Consider the following 17,606-nt stretch of genomic DNA (forward strand, 5'->3'; position numbering starts at 1 on the left):
AGTTGCGGGAAGAGACTGCCGTCGGTATCGGGGCGCCGCCCGCGATTTCGCTGAAGCATGTCTCGAAGACATTCGGGGGTGTCCATGCGCTTGACGACGTGTCCTTCGAGATCGCCCAGGGCGAAGTGCATTGCCTGGCCGGCGAGAACGGCTGCGGCAAGAGCACGCTGATCAAGATCATCACCGGGGTCTATCAACCCGACGCGGGTCTTGTGGCGGAGTATTTTGGCGAAAGCGTCGCTTCGATGACGCCGAACGATGCCCGGCGCCGCGGCATCGCGGTGATCTGGCAGGACCTTGCGCTGTTTCCCGAAATGACCGTGGCCGAGAACATTGCTTTCGAAACCCTGGTCGGCGGCCGCCCGCGCCTGTTCAGTTTCGGCAAGATCCGGGCCATTGCGCAGAAGGCGCTGGCATCGCTGGAGGTCGAGATCGATCTGGAAGAGCGGTTGGGCCGCCTGCCCATCGCGCAACGCCAGATCGTCGCCATCGCCCGCGCCCTGGTGAGCGACGCGCGGCTGATCTTCATGGACGAGCCGACCGCCTCGTTGACCCAGTCGGAAACCAATGCGCTGCTTGCCGTCGTGCGTCGGCTGTCGGCCCGTGGCGTGTCGGTGGTCTTCGTCAGCCATCGGCTGGCCGAGGTGCTGGACATCGCCACGCGGGTGACGGTCCTGCGCGACGGCAAGCTGGTCGGTGTCTATCCGACCGAGGGCATGACCCAGTCGCGGCTGACCGAGCTGATGACGGGCACGCGTTTCGACACCGCCGTCGCCGCGCGCGACACGGCGAACAATGCGCCGGTTCTCGAAGTGCGGGGCCTGACCCGTCGCGGCGAGTTTTCCGATATCGGTTTCGTGCTGCGCGAGGGCGAAGTGCTGGGCCTTACCGGCCTGATCGGGGCCGGGCGGACCGAGCTTGGCCATACCCTCTTCGGGATGACCCGGCCTGATGCCGGGACCATCGCGCTCGACGGCCGGGTGCTGCATCTGAAATCGAACCGCGATGCGGTCGAAGCGGGGATCGCCTATGTTTCCGAGGACCGGCTCGCGCTTGGTCTCGTGCAGCCGCAATCCATCGCGGACAACCTGGTGCTGCCGGTGCTGGGCAAGATATCGAACCGGGCCGGGCTGATCTCGCGCGCGGCCCGGGACGATCTGGTGCGGCACTGGCTGACGGAACTGGCGATCAAGATCGGCCATCCATCGGACCCGGTGGCAACCCTGTCGGGCGGCAACCAGCAGCGGGTGGTGCTGGCGAAATGGCTGGCTACCGAGCCGAAGGTGCTGATCCTCGACAGCCCGACAGTGGGGGTCGATGTCGGCGCCCGGGCCGGCATCTTCCGCATCGTGCGGAAGCTGGCCGAGAGCGGGCTGGCGATCCTGATGATCTCGGACGAAGTGCCCGAGGTCTATTTCAACGCCGACCGCATCCTGCACATGGCGGCCGGTCGCATCGTCGGTGAGTACGATCCGAGGAAATTCGAACTGCCTGATCTGGAGGCTGCGGTCTATGGCTAGGTTCTTCCGCGCAAGCCCGACCGAGTCGCGGCTGCTGCTGGTGCTGATCGCGATCTGTGTCTTCCTGTCCTTCGCCTCGGACAGCTTCTTCACGCTGGTGAACTTCACCTCGCTCCTGAACAATTCGGCGATCAACCTGATCTGGGCCATGGGGCTGTTGGTGGTGCTGATTGCCGGCGGGATCGACATCTCGTTCGCGGTCGCCGCCTCGGTGGTGCAATATGTCTGCGTCTATGCCTTCGACGCGATCGGCGGCGGCAACTGGGCGATCGGGGTCGTGCTGGCGGCGGGGCTGGGCATGGGGTTGGGGTTCATCAACGCCACGCTGATCCATGTCTTCAGGATCATCTCCATCGTGGTCACCATCGCCACCTTCAACGCCTTCTTCGGGCTGCTGATGTTCCTCAGCTCGGGGCGCTTCCTCTACAATCTGCCGGATTGGTGGACCCGCCGAATCCTAATCTTCGAATACCAGACCGCGGACGGCACATGGGCGGAACTAACGCTGCCGGTGGCGGTGATGTTCGCGGCGGTGCTGGCGACATGGGTGCTGATCAACCGGACCACCGTGGGTCGCCAGCTCTATGCCTTCGGCGACAACCCCGAGGGCGCGCGGCGCGTCGGGGTCAACGTGGCGGCGATGCAGTTCATCGCCTTCGGCTGGATGGGCGCGATGGCCGGGATCGGCGGGCTCATGCAGGCCAATATCGTGCAGGAGGTGGTCCCGAATGCGTTGATCGGGCGCGAGCTGGACGTGCTGGCTGCGGTGGTGCTGGGCGGGGCCCGGCTCGGGGGCGGGCGCGGCTCGGTGCTGGGCTGTTTCCTCGGCGTGCTGCTGGTGGCGATCACCCAGAACGGGCTGAACCTGCTGGGTGTCTCGCCCTTCGCCTTCAAGATGGTCGTCGGCGGAATCATCCTGGTGGCCATCTCGATGTCCAACCTCGATTTCGGAACCCGTGCCAGGCACCGGCCCGGGGACGACCGGGAGGAAACGGCATGACCAGAGCGATTTCCTGGCTGCGCAAATCCTATGGTGACGACGTGCTTGGGCTCCTGGCCTTTCTCTGCGTGGTCATTGTCGGCTTCTCCCTGGCCACGCCGCGCTTCCTGACCTTCGCCAATTTCGACTCGATGGCGTTCCAGCTGCCGGTTCTCGGGTTGCTGACCCTGGCAATGCTGGCGCCGATCATCTCGGGCGGGCTGAACCTGGCGATCATCTATACGGCCAACATGTCGGGGCTGACGCTGGCCTGGATTCTCAACATCAACGGCGGTGTCGAGGCCGGGCCGGCGGCCTTTGCGCTCGGCGTCGTGGCGGCTCTTGCGGTGGGGACGTTTGCCGGCCTGGTGATGGGGCTGATCGTCGCCTATGTCGGGGCGCACCCGATCCTCGTGTCGCTGGCGATGATGATCTTCCTGCGCGGACTTGGAGAGTTCCTGACCAGGGGTGGCGACATCTCGGGCTTTCCGGAATACCTGCGCCCGATCGGGCATGGCGTGTTCCTGGGGATACCGGTGCCGATGCTTTTGTTCCTTGCGGTGGCGCTGATCTGGCACGTGCTCCTGCGTCGGGCGCGGCACGGATTTGCGGTCTACATGATCGGCTCCAATATCGCTGCAACGACCTATTCCGGCGTGCACAGTCGGCGCACGCTGACCCTGATCTACACCCTGAGCGGCTTCATCTGCGCGCTGGCCGGCATTCTCATGCTCACCCGGTTCAACTCGGTCCGGGTCGGGCATGGCGAGGCGCTGCTGCTGGTCACGGTACTGGCCTGCTTCCTGGGAGGTGTCGACCCGTTCGGCGGCTTCGGTCGCGTCGTGCCGGTGGTGATCGCGCTGTTCATCCTTCAGGTGCTGTCCTCCGGCCTCAACCTGCTGGGCGCGAACCAGCATCTTTCGACGGCGGTCTGGGGCCTGTTCCTGATCGCGGTCATGGTCATCCGTTACCTCGTGGCCAATCAACGGATTTTCGGGAAAGGAAAGGGAACCTGACATGGAAGGATTTGGCGTCCATACCAGCATGTGGACCATGGACTGGTCCCGCGAGGGGGCAACAAGGGCGGTCGAGGCGGCAGCGCATTACGAGATGGATTTCATCGAGATCGCGCTGCTCGACGCCCCGAATGTCGATGCGGCCCATACTCGGACCTTGCTCGAGAAGCACGGGCTGCGGGCGCTGTGCTCTCTGGGCTTGCCTAAGGCTGCCTGGCCCTCGCAAGACCCCGAGGCGGCGATTGTCCATCTGACGCAGGCGATCGACAAGACCGCCGAGATGGGGTGCGAGGCGCTGACCGGCGTGACCTATGGCGGCATCGGCGAACGCTCGGGCCAGCCGCCGACCCAGGCGGAACTGGACAATGTCGCCCGGGCGCTGGAGGTGGCCGGCCGGCACGCAAAGACGCGCGGCATCCTGTTCGGGATCGAGCCCGTGAACCGGTACGAAACCCATCTGATCAACACCGGCGCCCAGGGCGTGGAGATGATCGAGCGGATCGGGCTCGACAACATGTTCCTGCATCTCGATACCTATCACATGAACATCGAGGAAAAGGGCGCCGCCAACGGGGTGCTGGCCGGGCGCGAGCACCTGCGCTACATCCACCTGTCGGAAAGCGACCGCGGCACCCCGGGCTGGGGCACCTGCGACTGGGACGAGATCTATGCCGCGCTCGCGGCGATCGGGTTCACGGGCGGGTTGGCGATGGAGAGCTTCATCAACATGCCGCCGGAGCTCGCCTATGGGTTGTCGGTCTGGCGGCCCGTGGCCCGCGACGAGGCCGAGGTGATGGACAACGGCTTGCCGTTCCTGCGCGGGAAGGCGCGGCAGTACGGGCTGATCTGACCCTGCGGGAGGGAACCCCATGTCACAGCGCATGGACATTGACGGTCTGACCGGTCTGCTGGCGGAACAGCCGGGTGATGAACGCTGCTTCGTGGCCATCGCCGGAGCACCGGGGGCGGGAAAATCGACCGTCGCCGCGGCATTGGTCGAGCGGCTCAATGCGGAGCGTTCGGGGGCCGCGGCGCTGCTGCCGATGGATGGCTTTCACTATGACGACGAGTTGCTGCGCGCGCGCGGCAGCCTCGCGCGAAAGGGGGCGCCCGACACCTTTGATGTGGCGGGGCTGCGCCACATGCTGATCCGGCTGCGCGACGACGGCGAGAGAGACGTCGCAGTGCCGGTCTTCGACCGTTCGCTCGAGATCGCCCGGGCCGGGGCGCGGCTGATCGGGCCCGAGGCGCGGATCATCGTGGTCGAAGGCAACTACCTGCTGCTTGACGAGCCGCCATGGGACACGCTGCGGCCGCTGTTCGACAAGACGGTGATGCTCGAGGTGCCCGAGCCGGTGCTCCGTGCCCGCCTGGAAGACCGTTGGCGCGGCTTTGCCTTGTCGCCAGAGGAGATCACCCGAAAGCTGGAAGAGAACGACCTGCCCAACGGCAGGCGGGTGATCCGCAACTCGGTCGCGGCCGAGTTCGTGCTGGACACCTGATCGCGGCTCTTCCCCGCAAGTCGGGAGGTCTGCCGACCGGGAGCCCGCAGCGGTGTTGCCGAAGGCCCTGGCCGGCGGGATGCCCGAACCCGGCCGGCTCCGGTTCAGAGCGCGCCCTGTTCCTTCAACGCGCCAACCGCGGCCTCGGTGATCTCCAGGGTTTCATCGACGACCTCGGGACCATGCTCGCAGGACATGAACCATGCGCCGCGCTCCAGCACACGGACGCCGCGGTGCACCAACTCGTTGGCCAGCGCGACATAGCCGGTCCGGTTCAGCTTCAGCAGGTCGCGGTAGCTCTTGGCCGGGGCGTCGAGGCCCAGGCCGATGTGGAAGACCTGCGGGAAACCGACGATCGAGGCGGTGACCCCGGCATCGGCGAAAATCCGTTTCAGCCCCTCCATCAGCCGGGTGCCATTCTCGGCGATCCCGGCATAGAGTGCGGGCGTCAACTGGCGCAGGGTCGCGGCGGTGGCGGCCATGGCGATCGGCTGCGCGTTGTAGGTTCCGCCGTGCAGCACCCTGCCGGCGCAGAGTTCCAGCAGATCGGCGCGGCCGACGACCGCGGCCACCGGGAATCCGTTGGCAATTGCCTTGCCGAAGGTCGAGAGGTCGGGCGTGACTCCGAACAACTCCTGTGCGCCGCCCGGCGCCAGGCGGAAGCCGGTGATCACCTCGTCGAAGATCAGGATCGTGCCGGTTCGGCTGCAGGCCTCGCGGACACCTTCCAGATAGCCCGGGGCGGGATGGATGGCGCCGGCATTGCACATCGCCGGTTCCATGATCACCGCCGCGATGTCGCCCTTGGCCAGACGCGCCTCGAGCGCGGCGAGATCGTTCCAGGGCAGGACGCTGATCGCCTCGGCGGCGCTGGCAAGCTGACCCTGGCTGCCCGCGAAAGGGGCCGGGTCGTTATGCGAGGCCAGCCAGTCGGCGGGCGGTGCCACCGACCAGAGCACATTGTCGAACCAGCCGTGGTAATGGCCTTCGAACTTCACCACCCGCTCGCGGCCGGTATGGGCCCGGGCGATCCGCAGGGCGGCCTGGATCGCCTCCGAGCCGGAGCAGGCAAAGCGCATCCGTTCGGCACTGGGGACCATTTCGCAGACCAGTCGGGCGGCCTCGGCCTCGATCTCGGTGGTGCCGGCGTAGAGGATGCCCTTCTGGATCTGTGCTGTCACCGCCTCGACCAGGGCCGGCGGCTTGTGCCCCAGGATCATCGGCCCCATCCCGAGGTAATAGTCGATCAGGCTGTTGCCATCGATGTCGGTCAGTCGCGCCCCATTACCGCTCTCGATCACCAGCGGGGTGGGCGAGATGTTCAGGCGGAAGTTGCTGCTGACCCCGCCGGCCAGCCATTGGCCGTTGCGCGCAATCGCTTCCCGCGATCGGTCGAAGCTCAGGCGTGGCTTGCCGCCGCCCGCGTTCTCCGATGGAACATTGCTTTCGAGGCTCATCAGCCTTCTCCTTGTGTCTTCGCTGAGGTCATGGGCGCAAGGTCCCCGATCGGATCGAGCGGGTAGATCGGGCGCCGGAGCTTGCGGTAGGGCAGGCTTTTGAGATCGCTGGTGCAGGGCCCCGGCGTCGCCACCGTGTAGCTGCCGGCCGCGATCTTGTCGTAAGCGCGCCGATGCGCCACGGCCGCTTTCACCCCGATCGCCAAAAACTCCGTTGGTTCAAGTCCTTGCGACCGGAGTTGGGCCAGGTCGTTGGGCGGGGTCTTGTGGCTGGTCAGCATGATGGTGACGCCGCCCGAGCGGACCACGGCTGTTGGCCCCATGCTGAAATGGGTGCCCTGAGACGCGACCATATGGCTTTGCCGGTCCTCCAGATCGAATTCGCCGTCGCTGGTGCTGACCAGGGTCACTTCCAACTCGACCGGGCCGGGGTCGAAGGGGCTGCCCTTGCCGCCGATCGACAGGGTGCGGCGCCCCCCGGGGGGCGTGCCATCCAGGGCGGCGACCGCGGCCGGGTCGGAGATCACGACCAGCGCCTTCTCGATCCCGTGCCGCAGAAATCCACGCAGGATGCTGGTGCAGTCTCCGGGCCCGCCGCCGCCGATGTTGTCGGCCGGTTCGACGATGATCCAGGGTCCGTCAGGACGGGCCTTCACCTTCTCCAGGGCGGTGTCGAGATCATCCTCGTCCGGCTGCCCTTCGTCGCGCAGGCGCCAGGCGATGTCGCAGAGTGACTCCAACGCTTCCCGGGCCTGCGCTTCGCTTCCTGTCGTCACCATGTTGAAGGCGACGCCGGCCGAGTCCACGTCGGAAAAGGCAAAGCCCGCGGTGACACTGACAGACCAGATCTCGGGCGATTCCGCCTCGATCTGCCGGGCGCGCGCTTCGAGATCCTTCATCGGCGAGGCGGCGGTGGCGGTGCCGGTCGGGGGCCAGATCAGTGGTACGCGGGCGCAGTAGATTCGCGGCAGAACCCCTTCGCGCAGGGTCCGGGCCAGAAGTCTTGCCGATTCGACGGCGGCGGCACGGGCGTCGGTATGCGGGTTTTCCCGGTAGCCGACGAGGCCGGTCGCGTGGCGGGCCATGGCGTCGGTGAAATTGGCGTGCAGGTCGAAGACCGCGAAGATCGGCAGGGCCTCGGCGCCGGCAATGGTCCTGATGCGCTTCAGAAGCTTACCCTCGATATCGTCGCAGTCGGTGGTGACGCCGGCGCCATGCAGCGCCAGCCAGATCGCGTCCAGCGGCGCTTCTGCCAGGGCCGCCTTCAGGCCGCTCTCGAGTTCCTGCCAGAAGGCCTCGAAGACGCTGTGCTCAATCGGGCCGGCGGGCAATGCGGAGTATTCGCAGACGGGCACCACCGCCCAGCCCTGCTCGCCCGCGACTTCGAGAAAACCGTCCACTGTCGAGCCATCGCCCGCCCGGGCCAGCAGCTCTTCCCCGCGGCGAATCCGGAAGTCGTCCAGCGCGGTCGTCCGTCGGACGAAGGTGTGGGTTTCGTGATAGATGCCGGCCAGCAGAATTCTGGGTTGAGCGCTCATGTCACCGCCTTCGCTTCGGGGCGCCGTGCCGGGCAGGCCGTGCCGGGGCCCGGGGTGCGCCTGCGTCTGGTTGTCGGCTGGCGATGTTTCATGGCGATCACGTTGTTCCATATTATGGATCGAGCGGCGAAATGCGTTGGCCGATCTAACCACCGGCTTCGGGCGTTGCGCAAGTAGGCAATCCGAAAAAACGTCTACAACAACGCTATTGTTGCTTGACGTGTGGGTATTCAAGGCTGTCAGATGCTCTTTGAGATAGTCCGAATGGTTTGGTAATATAGAACGATGCGACAGAGCATGGCCAAAGGGCGGGAGGGGCTGCGGGTTTTCGTGGCGTCCTTGGCGACCGAGACCAATACTTTCTCGCCGCTCTATGTGGACCGGTGGGCGTTCGAGGACGCCTTCTATTGCCGGCCCGGGGAGCATCCCGAGACGCCGACCCTCTGTTCCGGGCCGATGGTCGCGGCGCGCGAGCGGGCGCGGAGCGACGGGTTCGAACTGATCGAAGGCACCGCGACCTGGGCCGAACCGGCGGGGCCGGTCTCACGCGATGGCTACGAGAGCCTGCGTGACGAAATCCTCGACCAGATCCGCGCCGCGCTGCCACTCGATGTGGTGCTGTTCGGAATGCACGGCTCGATGGTCGCGGTCGGCTATGATGATTGCGAAGGCGATCTCATGGCGCGGGCCAGAAAGATCGTCGGGCCGGAGTGCATCATCGGCACCGAGTTGGACATGCATTGTCATCTCACCGACCAGATGGTGCAGGCGGGTGATGTGATCGTCGCGTTCAAGGAGTTTCCGCATACGGATTTCCTGGCCCGGGCGCGCGACCTGACCGATCTCTGCCTGCGGGCGGCGAAGGGAGAGGTGTCTCCGGTCATGACGGTCTTCGACTGCCGGGCGATCGGGGGGTTCATGACCAGCCGGCAGCCGGGGCGCGATTTCGTAGATCGTCTGCTGGCGATGGAGGGCAGGGACGGCATCCTGAGCATCACCATCGCGCACGGGTTTCAGGCTGCGGACGTCCATGACATGGGCACCAAGGTTCTGGTGATCAGTGATGGCCCCTCCGACAAGGCTGGCGCACTGGCCGAGAGCCTCGGGCGCGAAATCCTGTCGTGGAAAGGCGCCGGTTCGGCCCCGTTGCTGAAGCCGGATGCGGCCATAGAGGCGGCGCTGGCCATCGACGGCGGGCCTGTCGTGCTGGCGGACCGCTGGGACAACCCGGGCGGTGGCGTGGCGGGGGATTCGACCGTGATGGTCGAGGCTCTGCTGGCCCGGCCAGAGATTCCCGCAGCCATCGGCGCGATGTGGGACCCGGTCGCGGTATCCTTCTGCCGGGCTGCCGGCGTGGGCAACAGGATTTCGCTGCGCTTCGGTGGCAAGGCGGCGGCGACCTCCGGCCCGCCCATCGACGCCGAAGTGACGATCCGCGGGGTCACTGACGACCTGTTGATCCCGTTCGAGCAGAGCCTGGTCTCGCTTGGCCCGGCGGCGGCGATAACGCTTGGCAATCTCGACGTGGTGCTGGCGTCCGGCCGGGCCCAGACCTTCAGCCCGGCGGTCTTCACCCGTCTGGGCATCGACCTGGGGGCCAAGAAGATCGTCGTGGTGAAGTCGTCCAACCACTTCTACGCGGCCTTCGCGCCGATCGCGGCCGAGGTTCTCTATCTCGACACCGGCGGCCCCTATCCCGGCGACGTGACCAAGCTGACCTTCAAGAAGCTGCGCCGCCCGATCGCGCCGCTTGACCCGAACCCGCTGCTCTAGGAACCGAGGACCGCCCATGCGCATCGCGCTGATCCATATTTCGCAGGAAACCAACGACTTCAATCCGGCCCTCACCAGGCTGTCGGACTATCGGTCCTTTGGCATCCTCGAGGGCGAGGAGATGCTGGACAAGCTCTCCGGCCATGGCGAGGTCGGCGGCTTCCTGGAGGTGATGCGGGCGAAGGCGCCGAACTGCGAGATCGTGCCGATCTTCCGGGCCTTCACCGTGGCCGGTGGCCGGATCGACCGGGAGTCCTTCGAGTTCTTCGAGCGCAAGATCCGGGATGGCCTGGCCGCGGCGGGCCGGATCGACGGGCTTATGCTGCAGCTGCATGGCGCCTGTGCCTCGGTGGTCACCGACGATGTCGAGGGCGCACAGGCGGCGCTGTGCCGGGAGATTCTGGGTCCCGACATCCCGATTGCCCTGGCGCTGGATCACCATGCCAACATCACCGGCAGGATCGTCGACTCGGTCGATGCCATTGTCGGCCACCGCACCCAGCCGCATGACCTGATGGACACCGGCCGCATCGGCGCCGAGATGATCCTGAAGATCCTGGTCGAAAAGGTGCGGCCGGTGATGGCCTGGCGGAAGATTCCGCTGGTCACGCATCAGGAGCAGTTCCTGACCTCGCAGGGACCGATGAAGACCTGGTTCGACAGGGCGCGGGCGCTGGAGGGCGATCCGAACGTCCTGCAGGTCGCGAATTTTCCGATGCAGCCCTGGCTGGACGTGGCCGAAGGGGGTTGGGCGACCGTGGTGGTCACCGACGGCGACCCGGCCCTGGCCGAGCGCCTGGCCGACGAGATGGCCGAAATGGCCTGGGAGATGCGTGACGACTTTCTGGTGCGCGAAGCCGTCCCGGTGGATACGGCCCTTCGTGCAGCGGATGCGGAACCCGAAGGTCTGGTCGTCCTCAGCGATACCGGCGACACGGTGTTCGGCGGCGCGGCGGGCGACAGCAACGTGATCCTCGAAGCGGCCCTGCGGCTGGGCGTGACCGGACCGGTCCTGATCCCGATGATCTCGAAGGCCGCCGTGGCGATCCTGTCCGAGGCCGGCGAAGGCGCCGAGGTGACACTGCCGCTGGGCGGCTGCACGGCCAAGGAGTTCTTCACCCCGCTGACAGTGACCGGCGTGGTCCGGAAGGTCGCAGACGGCAGCAACGTGACGCTGAGCAACTATTTCCACCAATCGGCGGTGAACATGGGCAAGGTCGTGATCTTCGAGACCGGTCCCGTGACCCTTATGATCACCGAATTGCGCGGCGTGGCGGGCAATGTGCCCGATGCCTATCGGGCCTTCGGGGTCGAGCCCCGGGACTACAAGATGGCGGTGCTCAAGACCGCATCCAATTTCCAGTTCTTCGCGTCGATCACCTCGCGGCTGATCCGGGCGGATACCCGCGGTCCGGGTCAGTCGGATGTCTACACGCTTCCGTGGAAACGCTTGCCGCGGCCAATTCATCCTCTGGACAAGGTGACAGACTGGCGTGGCGCGCACCCCGTCAACCGGAGGACCACACGGGAGGCCGGCCGATAGGCCTGTCCTCGAACCAACGGCACGGAATGAACCGGCCGGCAAATCAACAGGAGATGTGAAAATGACCAAACTCAAGACCACAAGGCGGTTGTTCATGACCGCGGCAACGGTTTCCGTCGTCGGCCTGGGACAGCTGGGATTCGGCAGCTCTGCCTGGGCCGCCGATCTCAAGGGCGGAACCCTTCGGGTGGCCATCACCAATGACATGACCAACTATGACCCGCAGCAGTTCTCGACGGTCAATTTCTTCCTCATCAAGAACCTCTACGACAGTCTGATCGAGTATTCGGCCGAAGGCGAGGCGATGCCGAGCCTGGCGACCGAATGGACGATCGCGGAGGACAACACCTCGGTCTCGCTCAAACTGCGCGATGACGTGACCTTCCATTCCGGCACCCCGTTCGATGCCAATGCGCTGACCGCGACGCTGGAGAAGGCCGCCGACCCCGAGCGCGGCAAGAACGTCTATTCGACCATGTCGATCGTCAAGGACTGGACCGTCGATGGGGATCATGCGCTGACGATCAGCTTCATCCGGCCGATCCCGGAACGCCAGATCACCGACCTGTTGCAGTTCCTGCTTCCGATCGACCCGGCCGCGATGGACTCGCTCGAGACCATGGAAGGCGGCACCGGTGCCTTCATGCTGGGCGAACGCCAGGTCGGCCAGAGCGTGACGCTGGTCCGCAACCCGAACTACTGGCGCGCCGATCAACCGATCCTGGACGAGCTGCAGTTCACCATCTTCAGCGAGGATGCCGCCGCGGCCTCGGCGCTGGAATCCGGCTCGGTCGATCTGATCTATGGCGGCCAGTCGCGCAGTGCGGTCCGGCTTCGCAACAGCGGCTTCAACGTGCTGCAGGGGCCGGGCAAGCTGGTGCAGGTGTTCCGCATCAACTCGACAAAGGCGCCGTTCGACAACAAGCAGTATCGCCAGGCGTTCAATTACCTGATGAACCGCGCGGCCATCCTCAAGGTCGGCTATGCCGGTCTGGGCGAAGTGACCGCTCTGCCCTGGGCGCCGGCCAACCCGGCCTTCGATGCCAGCTATACCGAGAAATATGCCTACAACATCGACAAGGCCAAGGAACTGCTCGCGGCGTCGGGTCTTTCGGCGGAGGAGATGAGCAACTGGAAACTGCTGGTCAACGGCTCGGATGAAGCATCCACAGCCATCAGCCAGGTGGTGCAGGGGTCGCTGAAGGATGCCGGCATCGACATCGAACTGGACGTGCGCCAGGGGGCCGAGTTCATCGACGCGCTGCTCACCGGCGGCTTCCACGCGGTGTTCGGCGGGGTCGGCAACGTGCAGAAATTCCCGTCGCGCGTGGCCACCAACAGCATCTACCGGACCGCGAAGAACCCGGTCTTCGGCGACCCACACCCGCATCCGGCCTATGTCGAGGCCATCGCCAAGGTGGACTCCAGCTTCGGCGAGGATGTCCAGCCCGCATACGACAACCTGAATGCGGTGCTGGTGGACGAAGCCTTCGCGATCCCGACCAACTCTTACGAGACCGGTCTGATCGTCGCCTCGCCCAAGCTGGACGGGTTCACTTTGGATATCGATAATCTCTTCGTGGGCCGTACAGTCGGATTCAAATGACCGACCCCGTCCTGAGCGTCCGCGATCTGAAGGTGGATTTTCTCACCGGCACCCGGAAACGGGTGTCGGTGGTTCGCGGCGTTGATTTCGAAGTCTATCCGAACGAAATCCTCTGCATCGTGGGGGAGTCCGGCTCGGGAAAGAGTGTGACCGCGCTTGCGGCGACCGGGCTGCTGCCCGAGAACGCCGAAGTGCGGGGATCGGTCCGGCTGAATGGCACCGAGGTGATCGGAGCCGATACCGAGACATTGCTCCGAATGCGGGGCAGAGAGGTGGGGTTCGTGTTTCAGGACCCCTCCACCACCCTGAACCCGGTGGTTCAGGTCGGAAAACAGATGACGGAAGGGCAGGTCTGGAACGGCCTGCTGGCGCGCAGGGACGCCCATGCAAGGGCCGTCGAGCTGCTGCGCGAGGTCGAGGTGGCCAATCCCGAGGTGCGCGCCTCGCAATATCCGCACCAGTTCTCGGGCGGGATGCGGCAGCGCGCCGTGATCGGCATGGCGATGGCGGGAAAGCCGAGCCTGATCATCGCGGACGAACCGACGACCGCACTGGACGTGACCGTGCAGGCGCAGGTGCTGGACCTGCTGGCGCGGCGCAAGCAGGAGACCGGCGCCCCGATCATCCTGATCACCCACGACCTGGGTGTCGTGGCCGAGACGGCCGATCGCGTGGCGGTGATGTATGGCGGGCGGATCGTCGAGACCGGGCCGGTCGATGAGATATTCAGGGCGCCCCGGCATCCCTACACCGCCGCGCTGCTCAAGAGCATCCCGCGCCTGAACACGACCGACCGGCGGCTCGATCCGATTCCGGGCCAGCCCGTGACCCCGGCCAACCTGCCGCCCGGTTGTCCCTTCGAGCCCCGGTGCAGGGTCGGCAACGGGCGGCCGCTGTGTCAGAGCGAAGAGCCGCCGCTGAAGGACACCGGCGCGGCGACCCTCTCGGCCTGCCATTACTGGGACGAAATCCCGCCCGACGATCTTCCGGCCCGGCCGCGCCCCCAAGCGACGACGACGCCCGAGGAACAGGCACCGCTGCTGGAGATTCGTGATCTGAAGGTGCACTTCCAGATCCGGCGTGGCATCCTGCAACGCGTCGCAGCGCATGTGCGGGCCGTCGACGGGGTGAGCCTGAAGCTCTTCCCCGGCGAAACCGTCAGCCTGGTGGGCGAGTCCGGCTGTGGCAAGACCACGACCGGGCGGACGGTCATGGGGCTGATCCCCGCGACCGGCGGCGACATCCTCTTCGACGGCAAGTCGATGCGCGGCCTTTCCTTTGGCGGAATGCGCCGGACCCGGCGCAACCTTCAGTATGTGTTCCAGGACCCGTTCTCGTCGCTGAACCCGGTGAAGACGGTCGAGGATATCGTGGCAGAGCCGCTGCATATCCACGGCATCTACGACGAGGTCGGCGGCGCGAAATACATCGCGGAGCTGTTCGACATGGTGGGTCTGTCGCCGCAGATGTTCGGGCGCTTTCCCAACGAGTTTTCCGGCGGCCAGAAGCAGCGGGTCGGGATCGCCCGGGCGCTGGCGCTGAAGCCGCGGCTGCTGATCCTCGACGAACCCGTGGCTGCGCTGGACGTGTCGATCCAGGCGCAGGTCCTCAATCTGCTGGACGACCTGCAGCGAGAACTTGGCCTGACCTATCTGTTCATCGCGCATAATCTCTCGGTGGTTCGGCATATCTCGGACCGGGTCGCGGTGATGTATCTGGGCCGGATCGTCGAGGAAGGGACGCGCGATGCGATCTACGACTCGCCGTCGCATCCCTATACGCAAAGCCTGCTCTCGGCGGCGCCGATCCCAGATCCGGTGGCAGGGCGTCGCCGCAAACGCATCATGTTGCAGGGCGAGGTGCCCGATCCGTCGAATCCGCCGAAAGGCTGTGCCTTCAGCCCGCGCTGCTTCCGGGCGAGCGAGCGTTGCCATTCGGAGAAGCCGCCCTTCGTCCATGCCCCGGGCAGCCCGACCGGGGTGGCCTGTTTCCACGCCGGGCCGCTGGACGGTGCTGCTCCGGAAACCGAGATACCGATCAAGATGGAGGCAGGTCGATGAACAGCCTGCGATTCATGCTGCGGACCATTCGGGGTCTGATGGCCAGGCCCGGACCGGCGCTGAGCCTTCTGTATCTGACGGTCGTGGTGCTGGCGGCCGCGCTGGCGGAAGTGTTGCCGATCGATCCCTTCAGCCAGGATTTCGTGATGATGCTCGAAGGTCCGTCGGCGGCGCATTGGTTCGGCGCCGACGAACTGGGCCGGGATATCCTGGCGCGGGTGATCTATGGCGCCCGGACGTCGCTGGTCACGGCGGCAGGGGCGGTGGCGATTGCCGGGGCGATCGGCATTCCCATGGGACTTGTGGCAGGTTTCTTCGGCGGTTGGCGCGACGCGGTGCTGATGCGCATCGTCGATGTGATGATGGCGCTGCCGGCAATCCTCTTTGCCATGGCTCTGATCGCGGTCTTCGGACGCAGCCAGGGCGCCGCCCTGCTGGCCGTGGGACTGACCGGCGTTCCCGGTTTTGCCCGGATCGTCCGCGCCCAGGTGCTGACCCTGCGCCGCCGCGACTTCGTGGTGGCTGTCGAGGCCTTCGGCGGCACCTCCGGCTACAACATGTTCCGCACCATCCTGCCGAACTCCTGGAGCCAGATTCTGGTGCAGGTGGTCGTGCTGTCCTCGGTCGCGATCCTGCTCGAGGCGGCGCTGGCCTTCCTCGGGGTCGGGGTGCCGCCGCCCACGCCGAGCTGGGGCGAGATGCTGCGGACCGGAAAATCCTATCTCTACGAGGCGCCCTATTACGCCGTGTTGCCGGGCATCGCGTTGACTCTGACGATCCTGTCCTTCGACACCATAGGCCGGGGGCTGGCGCGGATTCTGGAAAACCCGCGTGACGTGGCCGCGGCAGGAGGTCCCACATGATCGGCTATGTGCTGCGCAGAATACTCCAGTTGCTGCCGGTCCTGCTGCTGGCGTCGATCGGCATCTGGGCCATGCTCTATGCGGTTCCCGGCGGGCCGGTCGGCATGATCCTGGGCGAGAACGCGACACCGGAACAGATCGCCGCCACGCGCGCCGAACTCGGGCTCGACCGGCCGGTGGTGGTCCAGTATCTCGACTGGCTCGGCAGCGTGTTTCGCGGCGATCTGGGCCTGTCGATCCACAGCCGGGAACCGGTGCTGGACCTGATCATGCATCGCCTGCCGGCCACGCTTCAGCTGGCCTTCGTCGCCACCATCGTCGCCATCCTGCTGGGCGTTCCAGTGGCGATCATCAGCGCGATGCGGCCCGGATCCTGGCTGGACAGGGTTCTCAGCGGCTGGAGTGCCCTGGCCCTGGGCGTGCCGACCTTCTGGCTGGGGATCCTGCTGATCCTGCTGTTCGCGGTCTATCTGCACCTGCTGCCTTCGGCCTCGGTCTATGCGCCGCTGTGGAGCGATCCGGTGACCGCGTTGAAGAGTCTCATCCTTCCGGCGCTGACGCTGGGCGTCTATGTCTCGGGTGTTCTGGCCCGGTTCCTGCGGGCCTCGCTGGTCAGCGAGATGAACGCGGACTATGTGCGCACCGCCCGGTCCAAGGGCCTGCCCGAGCGGCAGATCATGCGGGCGCATATCATCCGGAACGCCATGTTGCCCTTCATCACCATCGTCGGCCTGCAAATGGCGGCCTTCATCGGCGGTGCGGTGGTGACCGAGGCGGTGTTCACCTATCCGGGGCTTGGACGGTTGCTGATCCAGGCGATCAATACCCGTGACTACCCGCTGATCCAGGGCTGCATCGTCGTCATTCTGGTCATCTATGTGCTGATCAATCTGACCGTCGATGTGATCTATGCCTATGTCGATCCGCGCATCGAGTATCGTTGAGATGGCCGGGGCCTTTCCCACTCCGGCGCAGCTGTTTGACCTGTCCGGGCAGGTGGCGCTGATCACCGGCGCATCGCGCGGACTCGGCTGGGGAATGGCGCAGGCGCTGGCGGCGGCCGGGGCCGATGTGGTGCTGGTGGCGCGCGGTGCCGAGGCGGTCGAGGCGCGGGCGGCCGAACTGCGCGACGCGGGGCTGTCGGCGCATGCATTGGCGCTGGACATATCAGGGCAGCATGCCGCGGAACAGGCCGTCGCCGCCGCGCAGGAACGCTTTGGCCAGCTGGACATCCTGCTGAGCAACGTTGCCGCCAGCGTGCGCAAGCCGGTGCAGGAACTGGGCGAGGGCGAGTGGCAACATGTCCTGACCAATGGCGTCACGGTTGGCTGGCGTCTGGCCCGCGCGGCAGCGCCGCCGATGCGGCAGGCCGGGCAGGGGCGGATGATCTTCGTCTCCTCGATCAATGCCCGGATCGTGCGGCCCGAAATGGCGGCCTATGCCGCCGGCAAGGCCGCCCTGGAAGGGCTGGTCCGATCCCTTGCCGTGGAGCTTGGGCCGGACAGGATCACCGCCAATGCCATCGCTCCCGGCTATTTCCTTACCGATGGAAACGCGCCGCTGCGGCGGCAGCGGCCTGAGTTCCACGACTGGATCGCGGGCCGCACCGCACTGGGACGCTGGGGCATGCCCGACAACCTGGCCACGGCGGCGCTCTATCTCGCCTCCCCCGCCTCGTCCTTCACCACCGGCAGCGTGCTGCTGGTCGACGGTGGCATCACCGTGAAAATCTGAGCCGTTCCGGTTCGG

At 66.0% G+C, this 17,606-nt stretch carries 14 protein-coding genes; 12 read left to right on the top strand and 2 right to left on the bottom strand.

Translation table 11 applies throughout. From position 1 onward, the window contains the following. Nucleotides 1-2: 2 nt before the first annotated feature. The 5 genes from NUW50_RS17160 to NUW50_RS17180 are packed head-to-tail and all read left to right on the top strand — an operon-like array spanning nt 3 to nt 5,017. On the top strand, nt 3-1,520 hold the full coding sequence (locus NUW50_RS17160) for a sugar ABC transporter ATP-binding protein (RefSeq protein ID WP_258290386.1): 1,518 nt from the start codon (nt 3-5) through the stop codon (nt 1,518-1,520). Next, complete coding sequence (locus NUW50_RS17165) at nt 1,513-2,520, top strand: ABC transporter permease (RefSeq protein ID WP_258290387.1); 1,008 nt, start codon at nt 1,513-1,515, stop codon at nt 2,518-2,520. Before NUW50_RS17160 ends, NUW50_RS17165 begins: the two co-directional genes overlap by 8 nt. Further along, nucleotides 2,517-3,515 carry an ABC transporter permease gene (locus NUW50_RS17170; protein ID WP_258290388.1) on the top strand — a complete coding sequence of 333 codons (999 nt, stop codon included), beginning with the start codon at nt 2,517-2,519 and terminating at the stop codon, nt 3,513-3,515. Before NUW50_RS17165 ends, NUW50_RS17170 begins: the two co-directional genes overlap by 4 nt. 1 nt (nt 3,516) lies before the next feature. Further along, complete coding sequence (locus tag NUW50_RS17175) at nt 3,517-4,365, top strand: sugar phosphate isomerase/epimerase family protein (protein ID WP_258290389.1); 849 nt, start codon at nt 3,517-3,519, stop codon at nt 4,363-4,365. A 19-nt stretch (nt 4,366-4,384) separates the two neighbouring features. Beyond that, nucleotides 4,385-5,017 carry a nucleoside triphosphate hydrolase gene (locus NUW50_RS17180; RefSeq protein WP_258290390.1) on the top strand — a complete coding sequence of 211 codons (633 nt, stop codon included), beginning with the start codon at nt 4,385-4,387 and terminating at the stop codon, nt 5,015-5,017. 104 nt (nt 5,018-5,121) lie between these two features. On the opposite strand, the gene NUW50_RS17185 is transcribed toward NUW50_RS17180, so the two are convergent. Continuing rightward, nucleotides 5,122-6,474, bottom strand: a complete 1,353-nt coding sequence (locus NUW50_RS17185; RefSeq protein ID WP_258290391.1) for an aspartate aminotransferase family protein — start codon at nt 6,472-6,474, stop codon at nt 5,122-5,124. Continuing rightward, nucleotides 6,474-8,246 carry a M81 family metallopeptidase gene (locus NUW50_RS17190; RefSeq protein ID WP_258290392.1) on the bottom strand — a complete coding sequence of 591 codons (1,773 nt, stop codon included), beginning with the start codon at nt 8,244-8,246 and terminating at the stop codon, nt 6,474-6,476. Before NUW50_RS17190 ends, NUW50_RS17185 begins: the two co-directional genes overlap by 1 nt. 63 nt (nt 8,247-8,309) lie before the next feature. On the opposite strand from NUW50_RS17190, the gene NUW50_RS17195 reads away from it, so the two are divergent. The 7 genes from NUW50_RS17195 to NUW50_RS17225 all read left to right on the top strand — a co-directional run bounded on the left by NUW50_RS17195 (nt 8,310) and on the right by NUW50_RS17225 (nt 17,591). Then, nucleotides 8,310-9,785: a M81 family metallopeptidase gene (locus NUW50_RS17195; RefSeq protein ID WP_258290393.1), complete on the top strand. Its 1,476-nt coding sequence runs from the start codon at nt 8,310-8,312 to the stop codon at nt 9,783-9,785. Nucleotides 9,786-9,801: 16 nt separating this feature from the next. Then, nucleotides 9,802-11,328: a M81 family metallopeptidase gene (locus NUW50_RS17200; protein WP_258290394.1), complete on the top strand. Its 1,527-nt coding sequence runs from the start codon at nt 9,802-9,804 to the stop codon at nt 11,326-11,328. Nucleotides 11,329-11,389: 61 nt separating this feature from the next. After that, a complete protein-coding gene (locus NUW50_RS17205) occupies nt 11,390-12,934 on the top strand; it encodes an ABC transporter substrate-binding protein (RefSeq protein WP_258290395.1) in 1,545 nt (514 codons plus the stop codon). Next, complete coding sequence (locus tag NUW50_RS17210; RefSeq protein ID WP_258290396.1) at nt 12,931-14,994, top strand: ABC transporter ATP-binding protein; 2,064 nt, start codon at nt 12,931-12,933, stop codon at nt 14,992-14,994. The genes NUW50_RS17205 and NUW50_RS17210 overlap by 4 nt, the downstream gene beginning before the upstream one ends. Further along, nucleotides 14,991-15,857 (top strand): ABC transporter permease, encoded by an 867-nt coding sequence (locus tag NUW50_RS17215; RefSeq protein ID WP_258290397.1) that lies wholly within the window; start codon nt 14,991-14,993, stop codon nt 15,855-15,857. Before NUW50_RS17210 ends, NUW50_RS17215 begins: the two co-directional genes overlap by 4 nt. Further along, entirely contained in the window at nt 15,854-16,801 is a 948-nt protein-coding gene (locus NUW50_RS17220; protein WP_258290398.1) for an ABC transporter permease, read from the top strand. The genes NUW50_RS17215 and NUW50_RS17220 overlap by 4 nt, the downstream gene beginning before the upstream one ends. A gap of 1 nt (nt 16,802) precedes the next feature. After that, a complete protein-coding gene (locus tag NUW50_RS17225) occupies nt 16,803-17,591 on the top strand; it encodes an SDR family oxidoreductase (protein WP_258290399.1) in 789 nt (262 codons plus the stop codon). Nucleotides 17,592-17,606 lie beyond the last annotated feature (15 nt).

It is taken from the genome of Frigidibacter sp. ROC022, assembly GCF_024723735.1.
GTDB lineage: Bacteria > Pseudomonadota > Alphaproteobacteria > Rhodobacterales > Rhodobacteraceae > SLM-1.

Coding starts and splice junctions, on each gene's coding strand:
- NUW50_RS17165 (WP_258290387.1), top strand. CDS start 1,513: ATGGCTAGGTTCTTCCGCGCAAGCCCGACCGAGTCGCGGCTGCTGCTG.
- NUW50_RS17170 (WP_258290388.1), top strand. CDS start 2,517: ATGACCAGAGCGATTTCCTGGCTGCGCAAATCCTATGGTGACGACGTG.
- NUW50_RS17175 (WP_258290389.1), top strand. CDS start 3,517: ATGGAAGGATTTGGCGTCCATACCAGCATGTGGACCATGGACTGGTCC.
- NUW50_RS17180 (WP_258290390.1), top strand. CDS start 4,385: ATGTCACAGCGCATGGACATTGACGGTCTGACCGGTCTGCTGGCGGAA.
- NUW50_RS17185 (WP_258290391.1), bottom strand. CDS start 6,474: ATGAGCCTCGAAAGCAATGTTCCATCGGAGAACGCGGGCGGCGGCAAG.
- NUW50_RS17195 (WP_258290393.1), top strand. CDS start 8,310: ATGGCCAAAGGGCGGGAGGGGCTGCGGGTTTTCGTGGCGTCCTTGGCG.
- NUW50_RS17200 (WP_258290394.1), top strand. CDS start 9,802: ATGCGCATCGCGCTGATCCATATTTCGCAGGAAACCAACGACTTCAAT.
- NUW50_RS17205 (WP_258290395.1), top strand. CDS start 11,390: ATGACCAAACTCAAGACCACAAGGCGGTTGTTCATGACCGCGGCAACG.
- NUW50_RS17210 (WP_258290396.1), top strand. CDS start 12,931: ATGACCGACCCCGTCCTGAGCGTCCGCGATCTGAAGGTGGATTTTCTC.
- NUW50_RS17215 (WP_258290397.1), top strand. CDS start 14,991: ATGAACAGCCTGCGATTCATGCTGCGGACCATTCGGGGTCTGATGGCC.
- NUW50_RS17220 (WP_258290398.1), top strand. CDS start 15,854: ATGATCGGCTATGTGCTGCGCAGAATACTCCAGTTGCTGCCGGTCCTG.
- NUW50_RS17225 (WP_258290399.1), top strand. CDS start 16,803: ATGGCCGGGGCCTTTCCCACTCCGGCGCAGCTGTTTGACCTGTCCGGG.